The following is a 24977-nucleotide window of genomic DNA, read 5'->3' on the forward strand; positions in this document are numbered from 1 at the left end:
GCCCGCGGCGGCATCGCGGCCGCCGCCGCGTTCGCCGAACGGGCCGCGGCCCTGTCGTTGGACCCGGCCACCCGGCTCGCGCGGACCCTCACCGCCACCCGGGCCATGCTCGACGCGGGCGCCACCGACGCGGCCGAGACACTGCTGGGCACCATCGCCGCGACCCCCGATCCGCGCCGGCAGGTCGACATCGACCTGCTGCGCGGCCGGCTGTCCTTCATGCGGCACAACGACGGCGACGGCCCGATGTTCATGCTGCGCGCCGCGCACCGGATGTCGGCCACCGATCCGGCCGCGGCCCGCGAGTACTACCTGGACGCGCTGGAGATGGCGCTGGTGGTCGGGCGGGCCAGCGGGGTGCTGGACAAGGTGTTGGCCGCCGTGCGCTCGGCGCGGCCGACCGCGAGCGGGGACGTGCTCGACGCCCTGGTCGTGCTCGACGCTCACGGACACCGGGCGGCGGCCCCGATGTTGCGCGCGGCGTTGGTCGACCGGGTGCTGTGGACCGAGCGGCCGGCGCTGGCGATCATGATCGCCGGTGAGCTGTTGGACCCGCACACCCATGCCACGGTCATCGAGTCGCTGCTGAAGTCCGGCCGGGAGACCGGCTCGCCGCTGGTGTTGCGGCTCGCGCTGGCCCAGGTCGCCTCCTACGCCGCGGTCACCGGCGACCTCGGGCAGGCGATGGCCGCGATCGGGGAGGAGGAGGCGCTCGCCGACGCGATCGACGGCCCGCCGATGTTCTACCCCCGGCTGTACCTGGCCGCGATGCGCGGCCACCGCGAGGACGCGGCGGCCGAGTTCGCGACCGCGACCGCCACCGCGACCAGAAGCGGCGCCGGACAGCTGATCGCCAACGTGCACTGGGCCGAGTCGGTGCTGCACAACGGCTTGGCCGACTATCCCGCGGCTTTGGCCGCGGCCCGCCGCGCGACCGCGCACGGCGACCTGCTGCTGGCCGGGCTGGCCCTGCCGGAGCTGGTCGAGGCCGCCGTGCGCTGCGGCGACCGGGACACCGCCACCACCGCGCTCGCCGAGCTCACCGAACGGACCGAGGCCAGCGCGACCCCGACCGCGCTGGGCGTCGGCGCCTACGCCCGCGCGCTGGTGACCGGTGTGGAGGACCACTACGTGGAGGCGCTCGACCGGCTCGAGGGCAACCCCCTGCGGCCCTACCACGCGCGGGCGCACCTGCTGTACGGGGAATGGCTGCGCCGGGCAGGCCGCAGACGGGAGTGCCGCACCCAGCTGCGCACCGCGCACGACCTGCTGTCGGCCGCCGGGCTGACGGCGTTCGCGGCGCGGGCGGCCACCGAGCTGCTGGCCACCGGGGAGACCGCGCGCAGCCGCTCGACGACCACCCTGCACCTGCTGACCATGCGCGAGACGCACATCGCCCGGCTGGTGGCCACCGGCGCGACCTCCGCCGAGGTCGCCGCCCGGCTGTTCCTCAGCCCGAGGACCGTCGAGGCCCATCTGCGCAATATTTATCGCAAGCTCGACATCAGCTCGCGCCGCCAGCTCAGGGACCTGCCCGACCTCTATCATTCCGCCGGTGATGACCTACGACGATGACGTGTTCGAGCACCTGGACGTCTCGGCCCTGCCGCCGCGCCAGCAGCGGATCCTGGTCGTGATCCGGGACTGGGTTGTCCAGCACGGGTACTCCCCCAGCACCCGCCAGATCGGCGACGCGGTCGGCCTGCGGTCATCGTCGTCGGTGTCCAAGCACCTGGCGAGCCTGGAGGACAAGGGTTTCCTGCGGCGCAGCGCCGCGGTGTCCCGCCCGATCGACGTGCGGCTGTTCCTGCGCCGGCCGGCGGAGCGCTCCGGCGAGGATGTCGTGCCGGTGCCCGTGGTCGGCGACATCGCCGCCGGGATCCCGATCATGGCCGAGGAACACGTCGACGACGTGCTGTCGCTGCCGCGCGGGCTGACCGGCCGCGGCACGGTGTTCGGCCTGCGGGTGCGCGGTGACTCCATGACCGAGGCCGCGATCTGCGACGGCGACATCGTGGTGGTCCGCCAGGAGAGCGAGGCGCACTCCGGCCAGATCGTGGCCGCGATGCTCGACGGTGAGGCCACGGTCAAGGTCTACCGCCGCCGGGGCGGCCACGTCTATCTCGAACCGCGCAACCCCGCCTACGAGGTCATCGACGGCGACGAGGCGGTCGTGCTCGGCGTCGTCGTCTCGGTCCTGCGCAGCGTCTGACCACCGACAGGTCAGACACCGGCGGGCACCGGGCCCTGGTCGCGCCAGACGGTGCCGCGCCGCTCATGGGCGAACAGCGCTTCGACGGCGTGCGCGATCCGCGGACCCAGCTCGCGTTCCAGCAGGTACAGGCCAAGGTCGAGGCCGGAGGTGACGCCGGCGCCGGTGACGAGGTCGCCGTCGTCGACGACGCGGGCTGTGATCGCGTGCGCACCGGCGGCCCCGAGGGCGTCCAGGCCCAGGTGGTGCGTGGTGGCATGACGGCCCGCCAGCAGGCCGGCCATGGCCAGCACGAGCGAGCCGCCGCACACCGTGCCGACCGTCACCGCCGGATTTTTCATCGCCGCCGTCAGCAGTGTGGGCAGCTCGGTGGTCAGCGTGCGGGCCAGGCGCACCGAGATGACGTCCTCGCGCTGACCGTTGTGGTCGGGCTCGTCGAAGCGGCCCGCGGCTCCCGGGACCACGATCAGGCCCGCGCGTGCGGGGTCGAGGGTGCCGGTGGCCCGCAGCGCGAGGCCGCCGGTGCCGCTGACCACCTCGCGCGGCCCTTCGGCGGAGACCAACTCCACGCTCAGGGCGCCACCGGAGGCGATGCCGCCGGCGTGCAGCACCTCGTAGGGGGCGATGACATCGAGCGGGTCGAAACCGTCGAACAGGATGATCTGGGCGTGCATGCGGGGTTCCTTCTGGGGTGTGCCAAGTCCGGTCCGCGCCGACGCTAACCAGCTGCCGCCGCCGCTCCCAGTGGCATTGGTGACACCTTCCAACGGGATATCGCCACGGGGGGACGAGTCCCTGGTTGGCCGGTATTTTCCGGCCATGCACACCGTCGCCGTGCTCGCGCTGGACCAGGTGGTCCCGTTCGACCTGTCCACCCCGATCGGGGTCTTCGCCCGCTCCCGTCTTCCGGACGGCCGCCCCGGCTACCAGGTCCGCGTGTGCGCGGAGAAGCCGGACATCGACGCGGGTGCCTTCACTCTGCGCGCGCCCTGGGGGCTGGACGGGCTCAGGGGCGCGGACACGATCATCGTGCCCGGTACCGACGACCCGGCGACCCCACTGTCCCCCGCGGTCCGCGACGCACTGCGGGCGGCGGCCGCGCGCGGTACGCGCATCGCCGCCATCTGTTCTGGCACCTTCCCGCTGGCCGCCACCGGGCTCCTGGACGGCCTGCGGGCCACCACCCACTGGATCGCGGCCGACCGCCTGGCCGCCGCCCACCCGGACATCACGGTCGACGCGGATGTCCTGTACGTCGACAACGGCCAGTTCCTCACCTCCGCCGGCGCGGCGGCCGGCCTGGATCTTTGCCTGCACCTGATCCGCCGCGACTACGGCTCGGCCGTGGCCGCCGACGCCGCCCGGCTGTCGGTCATGCCCCTGGAACGTGAGGGCGGACAGGCGCAGTTCATCGTCCACGACTACGTGCCCGTCCCGCGCGGCTCGACCCTGGAGCCGCTGCTCACCTGGTTGCAGGACAACCTGAGCGCCGACCTCACCCTCGCCGGCATCGCCGCGCACGCCGGATCCAGCACCCGGACCCTGATCCGCCGCTTCCGCGAACAGACCGGAACCACCCCGCTCCAGTGGCTCCACCGCGCCCGCGTCCGCCGGGCCCAGCACCTGCTGGAGACCACCCGCCACTCCGTGGAACGGATCGGGGCCCAGGTCGGCTTCGGCTCACCCACCGCCTTCCGTGACCGCTTCAAGAAGACCACCGGCGTCAGTCCCTCCGCCTACCGGCGCGCCTTCAGCTGACCCCTGGTGGTCTGTACCATTGACTGGTTTAGACCAATGGTGCTTTGCTGGGGAGGTCACTCCGTGATGCTCCGATCGTCCCCTGCGCGAAGGAGTAACCCATGACGTTGCGCCGTACCCTGGTTCTCGTCGGCGTGCTCGCGGCCGCGGTGAGCCTGGCCACCGTCACCACCTCGGCCTCGGCCGCGCCAGCAAGACCGTCCGCACCGGTCGCGCCGTCCGCGGCGGCCTGCGACTACCCGGCCTGGCAGGCGGGACAGAACTACAACCCCGGCGACATCGTGCGCTACACCGACGGCAACCACTACATCGCCGTGCACGCCAACCCCGGCTACGACCCGGTGATCAGCCACTGGTTCTGGGACCCGTACGACTGTGACGGCGGCAGCGACCCGGATCCCGGCGGGTTCGTGGTCAGCGAGGCCCAGTTCAACCAGATGTTCCCCGGAAGGAACTCCTTCTACACCTACAGCGGTCTGCGCACCGCGATGGGCGCCTTCCCCGCCTTCGCCAACACCGGCAGCGACACCGTCCGGCGGCAGGAGGCGGCGGCGTTCCTGGCCAACGTGTCCCACGAGACCGGCGGCCTGGTGCACATCGTGGAGCAGGACCAGAACAACTACCCGCACTACTGTGACTGGAACCAGCCGTTCGGCTGCCCGGCGGGACAGTCGGCCTACTACGGTCGCGGCCCGATCCAGCTGAGTTGGAACTTCAACTACAACGCGGCCGGCAACGCGTTGGGCCTGCCGTTGCTGACCGATCCGTGGCTGGTGCAGAACGACGCGGCCGTGGCCTGGAAGACCGGCCTGTGGTACTGGATGACCCAGAGCGGCCCCGGCACCATGTCCGGCCACACCGCGATGACCGGCGGGCACGGTTTCGGCCAGTCGATCCGCAGTATCAACGGCGCCATCGAGTGCGACGGCGGGAACCCCGGCCAGGTACAGAGCCGGGTGACCAAGTACCAGCAGTTCAGCCAACTCCTCGGGGTCTCCCCCGGCGGCAACCTCTACTGCTGAGTCGTGACGCCCCGGTGTGCCTCCCTCACAAACGCGAGGCAGGCACACCGGGAAGCCGACGCTATGAGCCAGGTGGCTGCCAACCGCACCCAAGGGGAACGGAACGCAACCCAGCCACCGACAAGCACAAACCGGCAGAAATCAATCCAACGAAACGGAAACTTTTAATCCCGGAGAGGCGGATCAGTATCGATCAGGCCGTGTGGGGGGACGGTGACGGTGCGCTCGCCGGGCGAGCCCGCGAGGATGACCTCGCGCAGGGACATGTTGTTGGTCAGGTCGGTCTCATACAGGTTGTGGTCCGGGTTCGCGATCACCTGTACGTAGTAGGTCCCGTTGGGCAGGTCGGTGATGTCGAAGGACTGCCCGGGCAGGTACTGCAGGTAGGTGTCGCCGGAGCCGACGTCGAGCACCTCCCGCACCGCCAGCGAACCCTCGCTACCGCAGGCGGTGTGCAGGTCGGTGTTGTAGGGGTTCCAGTTGGCGTTGGGCACGGTGTAGTCGATCGCGTCGGTCGCGGCCAGGCAGAACGCCTCCTTCTGGCTGCGCACGACCTCGGACTGGGTGGCGTTGAGCAGCCGGTAGCTGGCGAAGTCGGTGAAGTGCCAGTGGTGGTGGCCTTCCCTGGCGTCCCATTCCATGGTGCCGGTCGGCGCGTAGCCGACCTGGTTCCCGTCGGCGTCGTAGAAGTACTGGTAGGCATCCATGATGTCCTCGCCGGTACGCCGGAAACCGTCCAGCACCAACGGTGACGGGCCGGCGTTCCACACGTTCGCGGCGAACCGCAGGTAGTCGCGGCCCTCCGCCGGCGCGATGTCGATCTCCCAGGCCGGCAGCGCGCGCAGGTCGGGCCTGGGTCCCTTCGGCACGCTGGGCGCGCCGGCCGGGCGGGTGGCGTTCGGTTGCGGCGCACCGGATCGCGCCGCCTCGGACAACGGGTCAGACAACGGGTCGGACACGTCAACGGCGTGCACGGTCACCTGGATGGTGACGCTCGCCTGGTCGGCCGGGATGCCGAACAGGTCCCGGTACCGCTGGGCGACGCTGATCTGGGCGGTGTAGGCGCCTTCGGCGAGGTCGACCCGGCCGTTGTACCAGTCGGTGGCGCTGGTGGCCCAGCCCGCCTGCACACCCCAGACACTGCCGAGGGTGAACGGGTTGAGCGAACAGTAGGCCGGGTAGGGCGAGGTGTCCGGGGCGTCCGGTCTGGTTCTCGCGGTGTCATTGTTGGGACAGAAGGTCTGGTCGGTCTCCAGCGCCACGTTCCCGGCCGCGTCGGTCACCGTGACGTGCAGGAAGTCCGGCAGCCCGGCGAAGTCGGTCAGCAGGCCATCGGGGAGTTTCCTGGCGCGGCCGTGCACGATCTGGGTGGCCACGATCGGTTCGGTGTAGGACTCGCGGGTCACGCGGATCTCGAACGGCGAGGACCCGGTCACCAGGTGCACCCCGAGGTCGAGCAGCACGCTCTCGCCGGGATAGCGGTGGAGGGTGACCGTCTGCGAGCCGGCGACCAGCCGCAGCGGCGGTTGGCCGGCCGCCACCGCCTGCGCCGGGATCGTGGCGGCCACGGCGGCCACGATCCCGGCCAGGACAAGTACGGGCCGTATTTTCTTGATCATTGCTCCCCTTCTCTGTCCAGGGATTTGCCCCATTCCACTGATAATGACGCGCGGGCGCGCCACGAAGTTGACGCCCACGCGCATCAATCCTGTGTGGACAGAGAAAGGCGGTGGTCACCGAGCCGGCAGTCGCCAGATCTGGTTGGTCGCGGCGGTACAGTCCCAGATGACCAGGCGGGTGCCGTCGGCGGAGGACCCGTTGGGCGCGTCCAGACACCGGCCGGACTGTGGGTTGCGCAACGTCCCGTCGGCGCCCGCTTCCCAGACCTGGGCGCCGGTTCCGTTGCAGGTCCACAACTGGGTCAGCGTGCCGTTGGCCGTGCCGCTGCTGGTCACGTCAAGGCATTTGCCGAACGCGACGATGGTGGCGCCGCGCGGGGTCCACTGTTGGGCGCCGGTGCCGTTGCACGTCCAGAGTTGGATCGGGGTGCCGTCCGCGGTGTTGCTGGTTTGCACGTCGACGCATTTGCCGCCGATGCCGGTGATCGGGCCGACGCCGCCGCCGGATCCGGTCAGATACAGGCTGTTCGCGACATTCCAGTGGCTGGCCAGATAGCTGCCGGCCGGCGGGGTGAGATGGAAGTAGTCGTCGTTGTTGCAGTCGATCTGGTTCTCCGGGGCGCCGGGGCAGACTTTCACCAGATCGCCCGGCGGGTTCGGGATGCCGCCGTCGTTGTAGCACATGATGTCCTCGTCGTCCCAGCAGTGCCCGTGCGCGGTGGCGTTGGGCGCGCTGGCGCGCACCGCGCCGATGGTGTGCAGCAACTCGTGCGCGCTCGCGGCCCATGACCAGCAGCTGGTGCCCAGCGCGGCGTAGTGCGGGCCGGCGTTGTACGGGTTGTCCGCGCCAGGGCGGTCGTCGCCGCCGCTGCCGAAGGCCAGGCCGCAGCCGGAGTTCTCGTACCAGTACAGGTACTTGCGGTCGGTGCGGTTGTAGCCCCGCGCCTTGAGCGCATTGGTGATCGTGTCGACGGTGGCCATCGCCGACTGCGGGATGACCACGTTGTCGATGACCGCGCGGCAGCCGGCGTCGGTCACGAACCGCACGTGCCGCACGCCACCGGTTCTGGCGGCCGCCTCGACGAACGCCGCGTCGATCTGGTCGGCGAAGGACTGGAACTGGCCGACGAGTTGGGGATAGCGGTCCGGTTGCCCGTCGCCGCGGACGTAGATCGGCTGCACCCGCCGACCGCTGACACCGTCGCCCGCACAGACGGTCGCCGCGACACCGGCGCCGGGCGGGGTGACCGGCTCGTCGGAGAACGCCGATGGCGGGTCGGCGATCACCGGCGGCGGCGCGGCGCTGGCCTGGGCACCGAACGAGGTGACCGTCGCGGCGAGGACGAGTACCGCCGCCGCGGCGGCGGTACCGAACCTGTTTCCTGTCATGTGCTTCCACCTTCATCACGAGCGCAGGGATTCTCGGAATCGACCCGGAAGCGGTTCCGGGCACTCCTGAACGTAGCCCGATCCGAAGATCATCAGGTCCCGCGCCGAACGCTGCCGGAACGCTGACGACCGCTGGCGCACCGAATAGGGCGCCGCGAGTCGCGGCGCCCTATTCGGCAACGTGGTCGCTACTTCGCGGCCTCGGACACGACGCGCTCGATCGCTTCCACGACGACCTGCGGCTCGTCGCGGTAGATGTGGTGGGCGCTGTTGGCGGCGGTGCTCAGCGTGCTGTTGGTGGACACCGCGAGCCACTTCCGCTGTCCCTCGCCCCACGCCCGCTCCAGGCCGGGGCCGAACTCGGGCAGGGCCGCGAGGTACTGCTGCCCGTGCTGGATGACCTCCACCGGGATGTCGCCGGCCGACTCGACCTCGCCGTCGGTGATCACCAGTTGTTCCTGGTTCTCCCCGCCGTAGGCGGCGATGGTCCCCGCGCGCAGCGTGCCCGCCTCCCCGGTCGCGGTCTCGGGAATGATGTTGGTGGTGTCCGCGACCGTGGTCGGCGTGGTGGCGTCGATCAGCACCAGCCCGGCGACGGTGTCCTGATGGCCGGGGGCGTACCGGGCGGCGATCATGCCACCCAGGGAGTGCCCGGCCAGCACGACCGGCGCGCCCCCGGCGACCCGCTCGACGAGCTTGGTCAGGATCTCCCCGGTGCTCTCGAAGGTCTGCTGGCCGTCGGGCTGGTCGCTCTCGCCCTCGCCGAGCCGGTCGTAGGCGCAGACCCGGTTCCGCGCGCTCAGGGTCTCCTGGATGCCGGCCATGTCCTTGATGCTGTCGCCCAGACCGGGCAGCAGGATGACGACCGGCCGGTCGGCCGCCGGCTCGCCGGCGCAGGACACGTTCACCGTCTTGCCGTCGATGGCGATCTTCACGGTCCCGGAGATCACGTCCTCGCCGCCATCGGCCGACGGGGACGAGGCGCCGTCGGCGGACGTGGCCGGTGGGTTCGGGCGGTTCGGCGCGGCCTCCGAGGCTTCCTCGCAGCCGGCCAGCACCCCGCCGACCAGGGTGGCGCACAGCGCGATCACAGCAGGTGCCTTGACGTTGTGAAACAAGAGTTTTCCCCAACTGACGTCACTCGACAGAGTTCTTCCGACACCGGAGAGCCCGGCCAACCGAACGTTAGGGAGTCGCCGACCCGGAATCATCCCCGCGTGGTGGACAGCTGCGTGTAGCTCGCACGGGGGACAGCGGTTGCTGGCCGTGTTCGCCTCGCCACTACGCTCGGTCCGTGATCGATCCCCGCCGATTCACCGAACAGTGGCAGCGGTTCGACGTCACGACCAGGGATGTCCCCTGCGCGCTCCTGCTCGCGGTCATCTCCCTGGTGCCCAACATGGACAGCCACGGCACCCAGGTCGGCGGGCTGCCCCACCGCCCGCTCGACGCGCTGGCCGTCGCGGTGATCCTCACCGAATGCCTCCCGCTGATCATGCGCAGACGATGGCCTGCGGCCTGCCTGGCCACCGTGTCGGCCGGCTTCACCGTCGACCAACTACTGGGCTACCACACGGTCTCGGGCACCGCGATGGCCATCGCACTGCTCAGCGCGGGCGCCCACCTGCGCCAGCGCCGCCGCCTCACCGCGGCACTGGCCACAGCCGCCTACGTGCCGCTGGTGATCGCCATCGACCGGGTCGGCGGCACCGAGAGCGTCGCCGGCTACGTCACCTTCTACTTCGGCATGGTCCTGGCCTGGGGCATCGGCTCCTGGCTGCGGCTGTCCAGAACAGCAGAGGCGCAACGCCGCCAGCAGGTCGCCGAGGCCAGCCGCCTGGCCGAACGCACCCGCATCGCCCGCGAACTGCACGACGTGGTGACCCACCACGTGACCGCCATGGTCGTCCAGACCGAGGCCGCCCGCTATCTGGCCGCCTACCCCGCCCGGCTCGACCAGACCCTGGTGGCCGTCACCACCACCGGCCGCCGCGCCATCACCGACCTGCGCCACCTGCTCGACCTGCTCAACCCCGACCACACCACCGACGAGCCGGCACCGGCGGGCGGCCACCTGCACGCCCTGGTGGCCCAGATCAGACAGGCCGGACAACCCGTGCAGTTCACCGAGGAAGGCCGACCTGTCGACGCCGCCGGCAACGCGGGCGCCGCGGCCTACCGGGTCGTGCAGGAAGCACTCACCAACGCCCTCAAGTACGCCCACGGCAGCCACACCACCGTGCACGTGCGCCACGACGACCAGGACATCACCGTGGAGATCGGCACCCACGGCACCGGCACCCGCGCCGGGTTCCCCGGCGGCAGCGGCCGCGGCCTGGCCGGCCTGCACGAACGAGTCGGCGTGCTCGGCGGCGAGTTCAGCTCCGGCCACCGCGACGACGGCGGATTCGTCGTCCGCGCCCGCATCCCGGCCGGCAGCCAGCCGTGACCACACCGGTACGCGTGCTCATCTGCGACGACCAGGCGCTGATCCGCACCGGGTTCGGCACCATCATCGACGCCCAACCCGACCTCGAGGTCGTCGGCGAATGCGCCGACGGCCACACCGCGGTCGACCTCGCCGCCCGCCTCCACCCCGACGTCGTGGTGATGGACGTGCGGATGCCGGTACTGGACGGCATCGAGGCGACCAGACTGCTCGCCGGCGCCGGCGTCGCCGACCCGGTCAAGGTGCTCGTGGTGACCACGTTCAACCTCGACGAATACGTCTACGCCGCGCTACGCGCCGGCGCCAGCGGGTTCCTGCTCAAGGACGCGCCCCCAGCACAACTGCTCCACGGCATCCGCACCGTGGCCACCGGCGCGGCACTGCTCGACCCCGAGGTCACCCGCCAACTCGTCGGCCGCTACGCCGCCAGGATCCGCCCCGCCGACGACCCCGGCGAGAACATCCCCCTCGCCCCACGGGAACTGCAGGTACTACGCCTGATCGCCGACGGCCGCTCCAACGGCGAGATCGCCGCGGCCCTGGTACTCAGCCACGAGACCGTCAAGACCTACGTGTCCCGCATCCTCACCAAACTCGACCTCCGCGACCGCGTCCAGGCCGTCGTCTACGCCTACCGCCACGGCCTGGTCACCTGATCACCGGACAGGTCCGCCGCACCGCCGACTCCGGCGTCGGCTGGATGAACCGCACCACCACCGCCGTGACCGGCGACCCACCGCCCTGCACATGCACGGCCAACGCGGTGCACACGATCTGATCAACACCCGTCGGGGTCACATCCTCGACCGCCAACGGCACCATCAGGTGAATCGTGCCCGGCTCGCTGGTCACCACCACCCTGGTCGTGCCGGTGGGCGTGATCTCGGTACCCACCGCCGAATCCCCCGGCCCGGACAGCAGCAACGTCATCGCCTCGGAGATCGTGCCCAACCGGTCGGTCCGCCGCACCTGCGCCACCAACTCGTGGCGGCTGTCGACGAAGTACAACGTCACCCCGGGCGCCACCCCCGTTGGCGCCTCACCGGCATCGGTCACCCCCGACGGCCGCACCCCACACCCCGCCACCAGCACCAGCACCACCGCCACCCAGCCGCGCCTCACCCGTCATCCCGGTGTCGCGGCAACCGCAGCACGAACCGGGCACCACCACCCTCGGCATCACCCTCGACATTGCCCGCAGTCAGCTCACCACCGTGCAGCCGGGCGTTCTCCCGCGCGATCGCCAACCCCAACCCACTGCCCGGAGTACGGGCACGCGCCGCGTCCCGCTTGTAGAACCGGTCGAACACGTGCGGCACCACCTCCGCCGGCAGCCCCGGCCCGTGATCGGTCACCTCGATCCACGCCTGCCCACCCGCGGCCGTCACCGACACCCGCCACGGCGGCGCACCATGCCGGATGGCGTTACCGACCAGATTCGCCACGATCACGTCCAGCCGACGCCGGTCCACCCACAACACGATCGGCTCCGGCGCCACCAACTCCACCTCCGCCAGCCACCCCCGAGCCCGCAGACAGTCCCGCACCGCGCCGACCACCTCGACCTCCTCCACCCGCACCGGCGCCGTGCCGGCGTCGAACCGGGACACCTCCATCAGATCCTCGACCAGCCGCACCAGCCGATGGATCTCGGTCACCGCCAACTGCGCGGACTCCCTGGCATCCGGCGCCATCCCGTCGGCCGCGCGCGCGAGCACCTCCACCACCGCGGTCAACGTGCTCAACGGCGTCCGCAGCTCATGGGAGACATCGGCGGCGAACCGCTTCGCGTCGGCCTGCATCCGGCGCTGCTCGGCCATCGAGGACTGCACCGACTCGGCCATCTCGTTGACCGTCGCGGTCAGCTCGGCCAACTCGTCGGCACCCTGCGCCGGCGACCGGGCACCCAGATCACCCGCGGCCAACCGGCGCGCGGTGTCCCGCAACTCCCGCACCGGCCGCAACACACTTGCCGCGGCCAGCAACGCCACCACCACCGCGAACGGCAACGCCAACGCCGCGGTCACCGCCGCCGACCTGGTGAGCCCGTCGATCTGCTCCGCCACCCCGGTGAAGTCGTGCACCGAGAACACCTCGATCCCCGACGCCGCCCGCGACCCGTCCGGACCGGTGATCGTGACCGGCGTGCCGATCACCAACCACGGCCGGTCATCGGCGACGATCCGCTGGGCGACCAGCCGGTTCCCCGACCGCACCGCCGCCCGCACCGCGTCGGTGACCAACGACGTCCTCGTCCCCGCCACCGAACGCCGATCACGGTAGGTCACCAGCGTGTCCGGCCCCACCGCCGCCCGCAGCCGATCCAGGGACGCCTGATCAGGCGGATAGGTCAACTCCGGCGCGATCGCGGCGATCCGGTCGGTGGTGGACTCGGTCAACCGCCGCTGGGTCGAGGTGACCAACGCGGTACTCGCCGACCCCGCACTCGACCAGGCCGCCGCCGCGGCCCCGAGCACCGTCACCACCACGAACGCGACCACCAGCCGGGGACGCAACCCCCTCGGCCACCACCGTCGGGTCATACCGGCCCGAACCGGTAACCGAACCCCCGCACCGTCTGCACGTACCTCGGCGCCGCCGGACTGGACTCGACCTTCGCCCGCAACCGCTGCACACAGTTGTCGACCAACCGGGAGTCGCCGAGATAGTCATGCTCCCACACACCCTCCAACAACTGCTGACGGGAGAACACCTGACCGGGAGACCGCGACAACGTCAGCAGCAACCGCAGCTCGGTCGGGGTCAACGGCACCGGCTCACCGCGCACCGACACCGTCAACGAGGCGGTGTCGATCCGCAGGTCACCATGGACCCGCACCCCGTCGGACGTGCCGGCACTACGCCGCAGCACCGCCCGGATCCGCGCGTCGAGCACCGTGGGCTGGGCAGGCTTGACCACATAGTCGTCCGCACCGGCCGCCAGCCCACCGACCACATCGGCGTCCTCGCCCCTGGCCGTCAACATGATCACCGGCACGTCACCGGCCGCCCGAATCCGCCGGCACACCTCGAACCCGTCGATGCCCGGCAGCATCAGATCCAGCACCACCAGGTCCGGTCTGGCCGAGCGGAACGCCGCCAACCCGTCCTCGCCGGTGTCCGCCGTGCGGATGTCGTGACCGTGCCCGCGCAGCGCGAGCTGAAGCCCGCGCCGCACGAGCGGGTCGTCCTCGATGAGCAGTACCGCCGCCACCCGTCGAGTATGGACAACACCCGAGCCGTCGGTGATCTTCTGCGACACAACCGGGACGTGCTCAGCGCGCCGGCGTCAGCTCACCCGACCACAGGTACTCCTCCGCCGGCACCGTCGCGTCCCGGAACCACGCCTCGAGAAACCCGGTGAGCTCCTGCCCGGTGACCGTCTCCGCGAACTCCTCGAACGCCGGCCAGTCGACGTAGCCGCCGCGATGCCGCTCGGGCCACTGCCCAAGCAGTTCGTCGAACGCCTGGTCACCGACCTGATGCCGCAACGCGTGCAGCGCCACCGGACCCTTGCTGTACAGGTTGATCCCCGGCGTCTGGCCGGGGCGATACAACGCGGCCCAGAAGTTCGGGTCATCCACACCCGCCGCCACCTGCTCCCGATAACGGCCGTCCAGATCGACACCGTCCTTGACCTCGTCCCACAGCCAGGGCGCGTAGGCCGCGAAACACTCCGACAGGCAGTTGTCCGCCGACGCCGCGGGCGCCACCGAGATCCCGTACCACTGGTGAGCCTGCTCGTGCACCACGGCCGTCAGATCCATGAACCGCGCGTTGCCCGCACCGAGATAGACCGGCCGGGTCTGCGGCGCCGTCGCCGGCCCGTCATCGTTGACATGCACGAACACGTTGCCCGCCGACGAGAACGGGTACCGGCCGAACACGCCGGACAGGAAGTCGATGATCTCCGGCAGCCGATCGGCCAACGGCTCGGTCGCCGCCCGCAGACCAGGGGCGTACGCGGTCACCACCGGCGTGCCGTCGGTCAACGACGAGCGCTCAACCTCCAGCCGGTCGATGGTCACCGCGACATGCGCCGGATCCACCGCCGGCTCGGTCCAGCGGAAGGTGTCATCCCCACCGGCCGCGTGCGCCACCGGCGCGTCCCGACCGATGGCCACCGCGCTCCACCCCGGGGGAACAGTGGCGGTGAGATGGAAGTCCGCCTTGTCGTGGGCATCCTCGTGCGCGGGGAACCAGGCACTGGAGCTACCCATGAACGAGGTGGCGCCACCGGAGGTCGTCGGCAACCACCCGGGTCCCGGAGTGCCGTCGTACTCAACCCGGACCTCGAAGTCCGCGCCACGGCCAAGGGGGACCGCCGGCACGATGACCAGATCCTTGTCCCCGGACTGGGTGAACGACGCCGCGCCCCCGACCGACACCGCACGGACAGTCGGCCCGCTGAGGTGGAGGGTGAAACTGTCCAGGTCGTCGGTCGCCGTGGCCCGGACCACCGTCACGCCCCGCAGAGTGCCCTCCGCCGGCAGGTAGTCCATGGTGATGTCGTAGCTGGCGACGTCGAACCGCCCCGCGGCCGGCACCGTGGCGTCCGAGGACCGGCCGCCCACCGCGACACTCGTGCCGACCCCCACCAGTGTGCAGGCCACCACGGCCCCGACCACCAGGAGCCGACGAGGTCCACTACGCCTGCTGTGAATGAGATCCATGCCGACCACCCTGCTCGGCGGATGTCCGACCAACGTCCGACCCGTGTCGCAGTCCGGTCCCAAACTGGTCAGCGATCGGTGATGCGGCGTTCCGCACGGTCCTCGTCCGCGTCCGGCCACGTGTGCCCGGTCCGGCCCAACAACTCCGTCAACTCCGGCGACAACGTCACCGTCACGCCGGCCCATCCCCGATCCGGTCGAAGACACCGCCAGCCTCGTTGTCCGCGTGTTCGTAGGCGTCGGCCATCCCACGCAGACCCGACCTACTGTGCTCGAGGCCGCCGCCGACCAGCTCCAGCGCCTCACCGGTCAACGACGTCAGTTCCCGGTACAGCGCGCCGATCAACACATCGGTGAGCAACGTGGTGCCCCACGGCGGAACCTCGCCGGCCTCCGTCTCACCGTGCAACCGACCGACATCCGCCGCCGCCCCGGCATGGGTGTCGCCAATCGCCGCACCATTGGCCCGAAGATTCTCCGGGTCGACGTCAAAGCCCATGTGCACCTCCCCAGGTACGACCGAGGCTACCGAAGCTGTGTCAGCGCCGCGCGCACCCGCTCCACCGCACCCGACCCGGTCGAGGCGTGCGGCGACAACCGCACCTGATCCGGGCGCACCGTGGCCACCACCTCCACTCCGGTCAGCGCCGCCGACACCTCGTCGGAACTCCGCCCAGGCAGCCGGAACGACAGAATCCCCGCCCGGCGATCGGTCGCGGACACGATCTCGGCGCCACCGGCGAGCAACACCTCCTCGAACTCCGCCACCCGCTCCGCAATCCGCCGGGAGATCACCGACAACCCGAGCTCCTCGACCAACTCCAGCGCCCGCGCCAACGCCCCGGCGTTCACCGGACTCAGATGACTCACCGACCACGACCGCGCACCCGGCGCGGACTCGTGGATCTCGTCGTCGAACACCCCCGGATCACGGACGCCGGTCCACCCCGAGATCAGCGTGCCCATCCGCTCCAGCGCACGGTCGGACAACACCGCGAAACCCGTCCCCCAGCCCGCACGCAGCCACTTCTGCCCACCGCACACCAACACATCGGCCACCTCCCACGGCTCGTCCACCACCCCGACACCCTGGATACCGTCCACCACCAGCAGCCGATCACCGACGACCTCCCGTAGCGCCGCAAGGTCCGCCTGGTACCCGGTCCGGAAGTCCACCGCGCTCACCGACACCGCCGTGGTACTCGCGGTCAGCGCGGCCGCGACCGCCTCCGGAGTGACCCGACCACCCGGCGCCCGCAACCAGCGCACCGTCAACCGGCCAGCCTGCTCGGCCCGCACCCACGGATACCTGTTCGCCGGGAACTCGCCGGCCGACACCAACACCTCACCCGCCGGCACCCCGAACGCCGCCTGGAACAGTCCCTGACTCGTGTGCGGCAACAGCACGACCCGGTCCTCGACCGCACCACACAGCCGCGCCACCGCGAGCCGCGCCCGCACGTCGTTGGTCATCAACTCGTCTACTGTGGACGGTCCGGCGGCCGCGATCATGCCGAGCAACGCCGTACTCTCCTCGACCACCGCCCGCGACGGCGGCCCGACTCGGGCGAAGTCGAGATACCCGACCGACTCGTCGAACTGCTCCTGCCAGATGTCACCCATCGGGCCAGTGTGCAGCACACCAGACCCTGCCCTCAGGGCTTCTTTTGGATCTTTGGTCGTACTTGGCCGCGACCGCGCCTGAGCGGTATTATCGGACATCTATATAATGACTAATCAATAGTAGGAGAGTGGTCCGATCAGGGCCGAACTCGTCACGATCGGACCACCGGCGGGCTGATTGCGAATCTGGCGCGGGCCAGTTCCGCCACGACCTTCGGCGACCCGGGCCTTGCCGGCGGACGCCGGCGACATCCGTACCACCAGTCCGAGGTGAACGCGCCGAACCAGACGACTCCCCTTGACGGTTCTCGTGGCCTTTGGGTGACGCGGGACGCGACCGAACCCAGATCCGTGCGACAATATCGGACATCTATATAGTTTATAGTAGATACTAAGAGAGTGACCGGCTTGCCGCGTTGGCCGAGGGCTCGTGGTTGGGTGTTCGCGGCCCCGCCGACCCAGTGAGGAACCACGCCATGACCACCCCGATCCACGTGCCCGACCAGGTCCTCGATGACCTGCGCGCCCGCCTCACGCTGACCCGGCCGCCGCTCGACGAGGGCAACGAGGACTGGTCCTACGGCGTCCCGAACAGCTATCTCCGCGAGCTGATCGCCTACTGGCGGGACGCCTACGACTGGCGCGCGGCCGAAGCCGCCATCAACGCCTACGAGCACCACCAGGTGACTGTCGCCGGGGTCCCGGTGCACTTCATGCGCAAGGCCGGCCGCGGCCCGCGGCCGGCCCCGCTGATCCTCACCCACGGCTGGCCGTGGACGTTCTGGCACTGGTCGAAGGTGATCGACCCGCTCGCGGACCCGGCCGCGTTCGGCGGCGACCCCGCCGACGCGTTCGACGTCATCGTGCCGTCCCTGCCCGGTTTCGGCTTCCCCGGGCCGCTCACCGGCTTTCCGGACGTCAACTTCTGGAAGGTCGCCGACCTCTGGCACGCCCTGATGACCGACACCCTCGGCTACGAGAAGTACGCCGCCGGCGGCTGCGACATCGGCGGGATCGTCTCCAGTCAACTCGGCCACAAGTACGCCGACGCGCTGTACGGCATCCACATCGGCTCCGGACTGCCGCTCGACTTCTTCACCGGCGACCGCGCCTGGGACTTCGCCCGCAACCGGCCCCTCACCGGCGACCAGCCCGCCGACGTCCGCGCCCGCATCATCGAGCTGGACCACCGCCTGGCGTCCCATCTCACCGTGCACATGCTCGACGGCGCCACCCTGGCCCACGGGCTGAGCGACTCACCCGCCGGACTGCTCGCCTGGCTGGTGGAGCGCTGGCACGCCTGGAGTGACCACGGCGGCGACCTCGAGTCCGTCTTCACCAAGGACGAGCTGCTCACCCACGCCACGATCTACTGGGTGAACAACTCCATCGCCACCTCAATGCGGTACTACGCCAACGCCAACCGCTACCCCTGGTCCCCCGCCCACGACCGCACCCCGGTCGTGCAGGCTCCAGTCGGCCTCACGTTCGTCACCTACGAGAACCCGCCGGGCATCCACACCGCCGCCGAACGCGTCCAGGCGTTCACGTCCGGCCAGCAGAGCGACTGGTTCAACCATGTCAACGTCAATGCGCACGACCACGGCGGGCACTTCATCCCCTGGGAGAACCCCGACGCCTGGGTGAGCGACCTGCGCCGCACCTTTCACGACCGCAGGCCATGATCGTCAGGCGCCTCAGGTGACTTCCCGGTCCAGGCCGAGGGTCGCATCCGGTCGGCTGGTGCCGAAGGCGAGCAGGTCCAGCATGGCGTCGACGATGCCCTCCACTGTGGACTCGTCGAAGGCGGCCCGGTTGTAGATGAGCCGCAACCGCCACGGCGCGGTCGATCGTTCCTCCCACACGATCTTCAGGTAGGTGGTCCTGGTCGTGGGGGCGACGTCGGGTAGGTAGCGGGACACCGGGGTCGTGCCGAGGGGCGGGGGACGACGCTCCACCTCGTGCAGGAACATCAGTCTGCCGAAGAAGTCCCGTGGCGCGCCGAGGATCTCCATCAGCGGCAGTCCCGCGTACGCGTAGGCCCGCGCCGCCTCGGCCGCGGTGTGTGCCAGCAGGTCGGTGAACGAACGACACTGTCGCGGGTGGAGGGACAGGAAGATCGGGTTGGCGAAGAAGCCGATCAGGCGTTCGGCTCCGGGTATGTCCCGGCCGTGGTAAGTGGTGCCCAGCGGCAGCGCCGGTCCCTCGGTGAGCGGGGCGATCGCCGCGGCGGCGGTGGCCATGCCCACGGTCGCCGCCGTGACGCCGTGGTGGCGGGCGACCGCGCGCACGCTGGTCGCCAGCGCCGCCGGCAGGTCGCGGGCGACGGTTCCGGCCGGCCACGCCACGCCCTGCGGTCGCTGTGGCAGGACCCGGTCCGTGTGCAGCGTGACCGGTGCCCAGTCCGCCAGCCCGCGGGTCCAGTACTCGCGGGCCGCGGTGCCCGCGTCCGCCGGCCAGTGGGCGCGCTGCCAGTCGGCGTAGTCGGTGTACTGGAACGGCGGAGGGTCGGGTGCCGCGCCGCCGGTGGTGAGCGCGGTGTGTGCCGCGGCCAGTTCGGCCAGCAGGTTGTCGAAGGAGATGTCGTCGGCCAGGACGTGATGCAGCGCGAAGGACAGCAGCGCACGGTCGCCGAGGTCGACCAGTCGTGCGCGCCACGGGCTGGTCGGGTCGTCCAGTGTCGGCGGGTCCCGCGGGAACGAGCCGGCCACCGACTGGAGATCGGTGTCGGTGGACCGCTCCAACGCCAGGCGCGGTCCGTCACCCGGCCGGACGAGCTGCACCAGCTCACCGTCCACAACGGACAGGGTGGTGCGCAGGACGGCATGCCGGGCGACCACGCGGTCCAGCGCCCGCGCCACGGTCGCCCCCGAGACCGGCCCGTGCACCAGATAGTGCTGGGTGAGCAGGTAGTGCCGGCAGTCGGGTTCGCGCTGCCACAGGTCGAACAGGCGCTGCTGACCGAAGGACGCGCGCGCGGGTCCGGCACGCGCCCGGGGCACGGCCCGGGTGTCGGCCGGTCGGTGCTGGGCAAGGGAGTCCGCCAGCCGACGCACCGTGCGTGACCGCAACAGGACCTCGGTCGGCAGGAACACGCCGAACTCGCCGTGGATCAGGGTGCGCAGATCGAGCAGGCGCAGCGAGTCGCCGCCGAGGGCGAAGAAGTCGTCGTCGCGCCCGACCCGCTCGGTGAACAGGATCGTCGACCAGAGTTCGGCGAGCCGACCTTCGACGGTGCCGCCAGTGTCCTCTGCTCGCGGCTCCGGGGGCCGGCGCAGGGCGTCCCGGTCGACCTTTCCGTTGATGGTGAGCGGAAAGCGGTCGTGATACTGGAAAGCGGCGGGGATCATGTAGGGCGGCAGGCGGCGCCGGAGGTACGCGCGCAGCTCGGTCTCGCTCGGTCGGCGGCCGGCGATCACGTGCGCGATCATCCGCCGCTCGCCCGCGCTGTCGTGGAACGTCTCGACGACCGCGTCGGCCAGGTCCGGGTGCGCCCGCAGCGCGCTCTCCACCTCGCCAAGTTCCACCCGGAACCCGCCCAGTTTGACCTGGTTGTCCAGCCGGCCAAGGAACTCCAGCGTCCCGTCGGGGCGTGTCCGGACCTGGTCGCCGGTGCGGTAGAGCCGATCGTCCGGGGCGACCGCGAGTGGGTGCGGCACAAAGGATCGTGCGGACAACTCGGCGTTGTTCCAGTATCCGACGGCAAGACCGGGACCGCCGAGGTACAACTCCCCCACCAGTGACGCTCGCCGCCCGTCCTGGTCGAGCACGACCGCGGTCCCGGCGCCGAAGGCCGACCCGATCGGCACCGTCCCGCCGCCGTCCAGACCGTCCACTGTGACCGGATGCGCGGTGGCCCACACCGTCGCCTCGGTGGGGCCGTACAGGTTCCACAACCGGACATCCCAGTCCAGGATCTCGCGGGCGAGCGGCTGCGGCAACGCCTCACCGCCGGCGACCACCGTGCGCACCGATTCCGGTCGCCGCGCGCCGGGCACGCCCAACAGCCTGCGCAGCGCGGACGGCGTCTGGCTGAACACCGTGATCCGCCGGCGCGCCACCAGGTTCAGCAGGTCCTCCGGCGACCTGGCGGTGTCGTGGTCGACGACGGTCACCGACCCGCCGGTCAACAGCGGTGGCCAGTACTCCCACACGGACAGGTCGAACGCGAACGAGTGGGTACACGTCCAGCGGTCCCCCTCGCCGTAGCCGAGCAGCGACCGGGTCGCGGACACCAGGTGGGTCACCGAACGGTGGCGCACCAGCACACCTTTTGGCCGGCCGGTGGAACCGGAGGTGTAGATCAGGTAGGCCGGCGACTCCGGCGTCGGCGCGCACGCCGCGGGCGGGGACCCGTCGAGCATCGCGGCGCGGACCAGGACAGCGGCCAGGCGTTCGGCGTCCAGCACCAGCGTGGGCGCGGCGTCGGCGAGGATGAGTTCGGTGCGCTCCCGCGGATGCCGCGGCTCGAGCGGCAGATAGACCCCGCCGGCCTTGAGCACGCTCAGCAGGGCCACCACCACGTCCGCCGAACGCGGCAACAGCACACCGACCCGGTCGCCGGGCCGCACGCCGTGCTCGGCGACCAGCACGGCCGCGATCCCGTCGGTGAGCCGCGCGAGCCGGGCGTAGGTCAACGCGGTCGCGTCGTCCTGGACGGCGAGCTGATCCGGCCACTGTGCGGCCGCCTGAGCGAAGCAGGTGGTGATCGTCGTCAGTTCCACGTCGTTCGCCCCGGTAGCCATGGCCGCTCCACTGTATCCGAGCGGATCACCTGTTCAGGCCAACCGTTCCCGCGCACGGTGATCACCGTTTAGGCTCCCCCCGTGGCCATCACCATGCCCCGGCCGGAGTTCGCGGCGCCCGGCCCCGGCCGCTGGTACCGCGACTCGCTGCACTGGACGAGCCCGATGACCCGGTGGCTCGGCCCGATCTACCACCTGACGTTGCGACGCGGCCTGGGCCTGTCCGCCGCCCGCTACGGCGCGCTGGAACACTACGACTTCGCCGCGGTGCACGGCGTGTCCTACGCGTCACCGCGCTGGCCGGGGGTCGATCCCCACCGGACAACGGGAATCGACGACGTGCTGCGCACCGGGCCGGCGGACGTGCCGGCCAGAATCGCGGCCAGCGAACGAGTCTTCCGGGACCGGCTCTGGCGCCAGGACATCGCGCGCTGGGACGGCACGTGGAAGCCGGCGCTGACCCGCGCCCTGCGCGCGCTGCGGGCGGTCGAGCCGGCCGGGCTGACCGACACCGCGCTCGCCGAGCACCTCGATCGGTGCCGCCGCACGCTGCTCACCTCGATGTACCGCCACCACGCGCTGAACCACTGCTGCCACGTCGCCGTCGGCGACTACGTCCGGCGGGTGCGGGAGTGGACCGGCGCGCCGACCGACCGGCTCACCGACCTCCTCGGCGGCGCCAGCCCCGCCTCGGTCGGGGCGCGCGCCGAGCTGGACGCGGTGCGCGCGGCGCTGGCCGACGACCAGGACGCCGCGACGGCGCTGCGGTCGGCGCGGGACGCCGCCGAGGTGCTCGACCAGCTGCTGGCCAGTCCTGCCGTCGGCCAGCGGATCCGGGACTACCTGGAGGTGGCCGGCCTGCGCATGGCCACCGGTTACGACGTGAGCAACCGGTACCCGTTGGAGCTGCCACGGCTGTTGGTGACGCTGTTCGAATCCGGGCGCGCGGACCCGAACGGGCAGGCGCGGGACCGGACCGCGGACCTGCGCGCGGAGGTCGCGCCGGAACGACGAGCCGAGTTCGACGAGCTGCTCGGCGAGGCGCGGGCCTGCTACCGGATCCGCGACGAACGGTCCTGGTACGGCGACGCGTTGGCCACCGGGATCGCCCGCAGGGCCCTGCTGGCGGCCGGGGACCGGTTGGTGGCCGCCGGTCGGCTCGACGATCGGGGCCAGGCCGTCGACCTGACGCACCGCGACCTGGTCACCCTGCTTCGCGGTGGGCACGTCGACACCGGCCAGGCCAGGGACTACGCGCGGTACCGGGGCGCCACCTCGGTGCTGTCCGCGCCGGAGGTCCTCGGCCCGGCGATCGAGTATCCGAAGCTGACCTGGCTGCCGCCGGGCGCCCGGCGGCTGGCCGAGGCGCTGTCCGACGACGGGTCGAGCGACGAGCCTGCCTGGTCCGGTGCGCCCGACGCGCTGCCAGGAGTCCCGGCCAGCCGGGGCGTGGCGGAGGGCACCGCCCGCGTCGTGTCCTCTTTGGATGACCTGGATCGGTTGGCCGAGGGGGACATCCTCGTCTGCCGCGCCACCTCACCGGCCTACAACGTCGTGCTGCCGGTGATCCTGGCGGTGGTGACCGCGCAGGGCGGGCCGTTCTCGCACGCGGCGATCGTGGCGCGCGAACACGGCATCCCGGCGGTGGTCGGGGTTCCTGGCGCGACCGAGCTCATTCCCGACGGCGTCCGGTTGCGGGTCGACGGCGACACCGGTGTCGTGGAGGTGCTCGGCTGAGCCGCGCTCAGCCGGCCACCGTGCGCGCTAGCTCGATCTCGTCGTGGAGTTCGATGTCGTGCGCGCCGACGAGCGGAATGCTCGGCTTGACCTCCCGTGCGCGGTCGATGGCGCCCGGGTACACCGCGGTGATCCGGTAGCCGGCACGCTGGTAGAACCGGAGCGCGTCGATGTTGTCGTTGCTGGTGACCAGCCAGACCCGGGTGGCACCGAGCCGCCTGGTCTCCTCGGCCAAGGCGTCCAACAGCGCCCGGCCGACACCGACGCCGGGGCGCAGCGCGTTGATGGTGATGAGTTCGACCTCGTCACCGGTGTGGTGGTAGGTGAGCAGCCCGGCGCGTACGTCGTCGATCTCGGCGACGAAGGCCGGCAGCTGGTCGGCCGCCAGCGCGACGCCCCGGGTGACCATCGTCGTCGAGCCCCACTGTTCGGTCAGCAACTCGGCGACCCACGGCCGATCTTCGTCGGTGACAGCACGAATCCGCATGCGCCTCATCGTGCCAGCACCGGTGCCGGCGATGGCGCCCGCCTGGCGGCCCACGGGACCAGATACCCGGCCAGCGCGCTACAGGTGAGGAAGAACAGCGCCGCCACCGCCCAGCCGAACAGCCCGAGTCCTACCGCGACGCCGGTCGCCAGTGGCGGACCGACGACCCCGCCCAACCCGGTGCCGAGGGAGAACGTGGCCTGATACCGGCCGTGTGCCTCGGGATCGGCGAGTTCGTAGCTGAGGGTCCAGGACGCGGCCGAGGTCAGCATCTCGGCCACGCTGAAGGTCACCACGCCGAACACCAGCAGCGCCAACGCCGCCGCGAACGGGGCCGCCGGCGCCACCCCGATCGCCAGGCAGGCCACCACGAACACGTAGCCGCCACGCCACATCGACCGCGCCGCCCCGTCCAGGGTGTCGGCCCGGCCGGCCAACCGCACCTGCAACAGCACACACAGCACCGTGTTGACCGCCAACAGCACCCCGGCCAGGCCGCGCGGCAGTTCCTGGTCCATGCCGATCCACAGTGGAATCGCGGTGGTGAGGATGCTGCCGCGGGCCACGAGCACGCCACACAGCGCGGTGATCACCAGGTACGAGCCGTCGGCGAGCGCGGTTCGCCTCGGTCGGCCGTCCGGGACCGGCCCGCGCGCGCGGGGTCCGAACCAGACACACGCGACCGCCACGGCGGCGGCCACCGCGTTGGCGTGGAACACCGTCAGATACGCGTCCCGGGTGTCCACCTGGAGTGGTACCACGGCCACCAGCGCACCGACCGCCATGCCGAGGTTGGTCGCCGACCGCGAGTACGCCTGGTAGCGCACCCGGGTTCGCCCTTCGAACAGGTGTGCGACCAGCGTACGCACGCCGACCATCATGCCGAGCAGCGCGACGTTGACCACGCCCTCCACCGCGGCGAACACGACCAGCGAGTCCACCGCGGCGAACCAGGGCAACGCCGCCGCCGCGACCACGCCGAGCGCGATGGCGACCGCTCGGCCGCCGACCCGGTCGGTGCACCGACCCACCAGCGGCAGCGCCGCGAACCCGACCACATTGGCCACCAGCAGGCCGGTACCGACCTCGCCGGGCGACAGCCCGACCGAGCGCACCAGATACAGCGCGGAGCACACCGACGTCGCTCCCGTACCGGCCGCCGCGAGCAGCCGGCCCAACAACAACAGCCTGGCCTGACCGAACTCGGCGAGCGGCAACGCGAATCCCGGGCCGGACCGGGTCATCGACCAGTCCCCGGCAGGC

Annotated in this window: 20 protein-coding genes and 1 pseudogene; 8 read left to right on the forward strand and 13 right to left on the reverse strand. The window is 71.1% G+C overall.

Annotation, left to right across the window (positions count from 1 at the left end; all coding sequences use genetic code 11):
• The coding region (locus tag ACYVIP_RS19515) for a helix-turn-helix transcriptional regulator (protein WP_460398258.1) at positions 1-1575 on the forward strand (1575 nt) is incomplete at its 5' end.
• On the forward strand, positions 1559-2212 hold the full coding sequence (gene lexA, locus ACYVIP_RS19520) for a transcriptional repressor LexA (RefSeq protein ID WP_460398545.1): 654 nt from the start codon (positions 1559-1561) through the stop codon (positions 2210-2212). The genes ACYVIP_RS19515 and lexA, both read left to right, overlap by 17 nt.
• 11 nt (positions 2213-2223) lie before the next feature.
• Here lexA and ACYVIP_RS19525 read toward each other — a convergent pair whose 3' ends face one another.
• The gene (locus ACYVIP_RS19525) at positions 2224-2886 is read right to left on the reverse strand and encodes a DJ-1/PfpI family protein (RefSeq protein ID WP_460398260.1); all 663 of its coding nucleotides are present in this window, start codon (positions 2884-2886) and stop codon (positions 2224-2226) included.
• Between the two features lie 145 nt (positions 2887-3031).
• Between ACYVIP_RS19525 and ACYVIP_RS19530 the strand changes: the two genes are divergently transcribed.
• Together ACYVIP_RS19530 and ACYVIP_RS19535 are read left to right on the forward strand one after the other, a co-directional pair.
• The gene (locus tag ACYVIP_RS19530; protein WP_460398262.1) at positions 3032-3970 is read left to right on the forward strand and encodes a GlxA family transcriptional regulator; all 939 of its coding nucleotides are present in this window, start codon (positions 3032-3034) and stop codon (positions 3968-3970) included.
• 101 nt (positions 3971-4071) lie between these two features.
• Entirely contained in the window at positions 4072-4992 is a 921-nt protein-coding gene (locus tag ACYVIP_RS19535; protein ID WP_460398264.1) for a glycoside hydrolase family 19 protein, read from the forward strand.
• A 164-nt stretch (positions 4993-5156) separates the two neighbouring features.
• Here the strand turns inward: ACYVIP_RS19535 and ACYVIP_RS19540 are convergent, their stop codons facing one another.
• The 3 genes from ACYVIP_RS19540 to ACYVIP_RS19550 all read right to left on the reverse strand — a co-directional run bounded on the left by ACYVIP_RS19540 (position 5157) and on the right by ACYVIP_RS19550 (position 9091).
• On the reverse strand, positions 5157-6611 hold the full coding sequence (locus ACYVIP_RS19540; RefSeq protein WP_460398266.1) for a lysyl oxidase family protein: 1455 nt from the start codon (positions 6609-6611) through the stop codon (positions 5157-5159).
• A gap of 114 nt (positions 6612-6725) precedes the next feature.
• Positions 6726-8000, reverse strand: a complete 1275-nt coding sequence (locus ACYVIP_RS19545) for a ricin-type beta-trefoil lectin domain protein (RefSeq protein WP_460398268.1) — start codon at positions 7998-8000, stop codon at positions 6726-6728.
• A gap of 188 nt (positions 8001-8188) precedes the next feature.
• On the reverse strand, positions 8189-9091 hold the full coding sequence (locus tag ACYVIP_RS19550) for an alpha/beta fold hydrolase (protein WP_460398270.1): 903 nt from the start codon (positions 9089-9091) through the stop codon (positions 8189-8191).
• Positions 9092-9294: 203 nt separating this feature from the next.
• Here ACYVIP_RS19550 and ACYVIP_RS19555 point away from each other — a divergent pair, with 203 nt between their 5' ends.
• Both ACYVIP_RS19555 and ACYVIP_RS19560 read left to right on the forward strand, forming a co-directional pair.
• On the forward strand, positions 9295-10449 hold the full coding sequence (locus ACYVIP_RS19555; protein WP_460398272.1) for a sensor histidine kinase: 1155 nt from the start codon (positions 9295-9297) through the stop codon (positions 10447-10449).
• Entirely contained in the window at positions 10446-11105 is a 660-nt protein-coding gene (locus tag ACYVIP_RS19560; RefSeq protein ID WP_460398274.1) for a response regulator, read from the forward strand. The genes ACYVIP_RS19555 and ACYVIP_RS19560 overlap by 4 nt, the downstream gene beginning before the upstream one ends.
• On the opposite strand, the gene ACYVIP_RS19565 is transcribed toward ACYVIP_RS19560, so the two are convergent.
• From ACYVIP_RS19565 to ACYVIP_RS19590, 6 genes and pseudogenes are all read right to left on the reverse strand, one after another.
• On the reverse strand, positions 11098-11571 hold the full coding sequence (locus tag ACYVIP_RS19565; RefSeq protein WP_460398276.1) for a hypothetical protein: 474 nt from the start codon (positions 11569-11571) through the stop codon (positions 11098-11100). The two genes, ACYVIP_RS19560 and ACYVIP_RS19565, sit on opposite strands and share 8 nt — an antisense overlap.
• Positions 11568-12992, reverse strand: a complete 1425-nt coding sequence (locus tag ACYVIP_RS19570; protein WP_460398278.1) for an ATP-binding protein — start codon at positions 12990-12992, stop codon at positions 11568-11570. Before ACYVIP_RS19570 ends, ACYVIP_RS19565 begins: the two co-directional genes overlap by 4 nt.
• Positions 12989-13663, reverse strand: a complete 675-nt coding sequence (locus ACYVIP_RS19575; RefSeq protein ID WP_460398280.1) for a response regulator — start codon at positions 13661-13663, stop codon at positions 12989-12991. The genes ACYVIP_RS19570 and ACYVIP_RS19575 overlap by 4 nt, the downstream gene beginning before the upstream one ends.
• Before the next feature lie 61 nt (positions 13664-13724).
• Entirely contained in the window at positions 13725-15122 is a 1398-nt protein-coding gene (locus tag ACYVIP_RS19580; RefSeq protein WP_460398282.1) for a gluzincin family metallopeptidase, read from the reverse strand.
• A 172-nt stretch (positions 15123-15294) separates the two neighbouring features.
• Positions 15295-15621 carry a hypothetical protein gene (locus ACYVIP_RS19585; RefSeq protein ID WP_460398284.1) on the reverse strand — a complete coding sequence of 109 codons (327 nt, stop codon included), beginning with the start codon at positions 15619-15621 and terminating at the stop codon, positions 15295-15297.
• Positions 15622-15653: 32 nt separating this feature from the next.
• Positions 15654-16745 (reverse strand): annotated as a pseudogene (locus ACYVIP_RS19590) (aminotransferase class V-fold PLP-dependent enzyme); the annotation flags it as partial.
• Between the two features lie 476 nt (positions 16746-17221).
• On the opposite strand from ACYVIP_RS19590, the gene ACYVIP_RS19595 reads away from it, so the two are divergent.
• The gene (locus ACYVIP_RS19595; protein ID WP_460398286.1) at positions 17222-18430 is read left to right on the forward strand and encodes an epoxide hydrolase family protein; all 1209 of its coding nucleotides are present in this window, start codon (positions 17222-17224) and stop codon (positions 18428-18430) included.
• 12 nt (positions 18431-18442) lie between these two features.
• Here the strand turns inward: ACYVIP_RS19595 and ACYVIP_RS19600 are convergent, their stop codons facing one another.
• Entirely contained in the window at positions 18443-21490 is a 3048-nt protein-coding gene (locus tag ACYVIP_RS19600; RefSeq protein WP_460398288.1) for an amino acid adenylation domain-containing protein, read from the reverse strand.
• Positions 21491-21571: 81 nt separating this feature from the next.
• On the opposite strand from ACYVIP_RS19600, the gene ACYVIP_RS19605 reads away from it, so the two are divergent.
• Entirely contained in the window at positions 21572-23227 is a 1656-nt protein-coding gene (locus ACYVIP_RS19605) for a PEP-utilizing enzyme (protein WP_460398290.1), read from the forward strand.
• Positions 23228-23234: 7 nt separating this feature from the next.
• Here ACYVIP_RS19605 and ACYVIP_RS19610 read toward each other — a convergent pair whose 3' ends face one another.
• Positions 23235-23714, reverse strand: coding sequence for a GNAT family N-acetyltransferase (locus ACYVIP_RS19610; RefSeq protein ID WP_460398292.1), 480 nt, complete (start codon positions 23712-23714; stop codon positions 23235-23237).
• A 5-nt stretch (positions 23715-23719) separates the two neighbouring features.
• Positions 23720-24958, reverse strand: a complete 1239-nt coding sequence (locus ACYVIP_RS19615) for an MFS transporter (protein ID WP_460398295.1) — start codon at positions 24956-24958, stop codon at positions 23720-23722.
• Between the last annotated feature and the right edge of the window lie 19 nt (positions 24959-24977).

The sequence above is a fragment of the Actinophytocola sediminis genome, assembly GCF_054779715.1.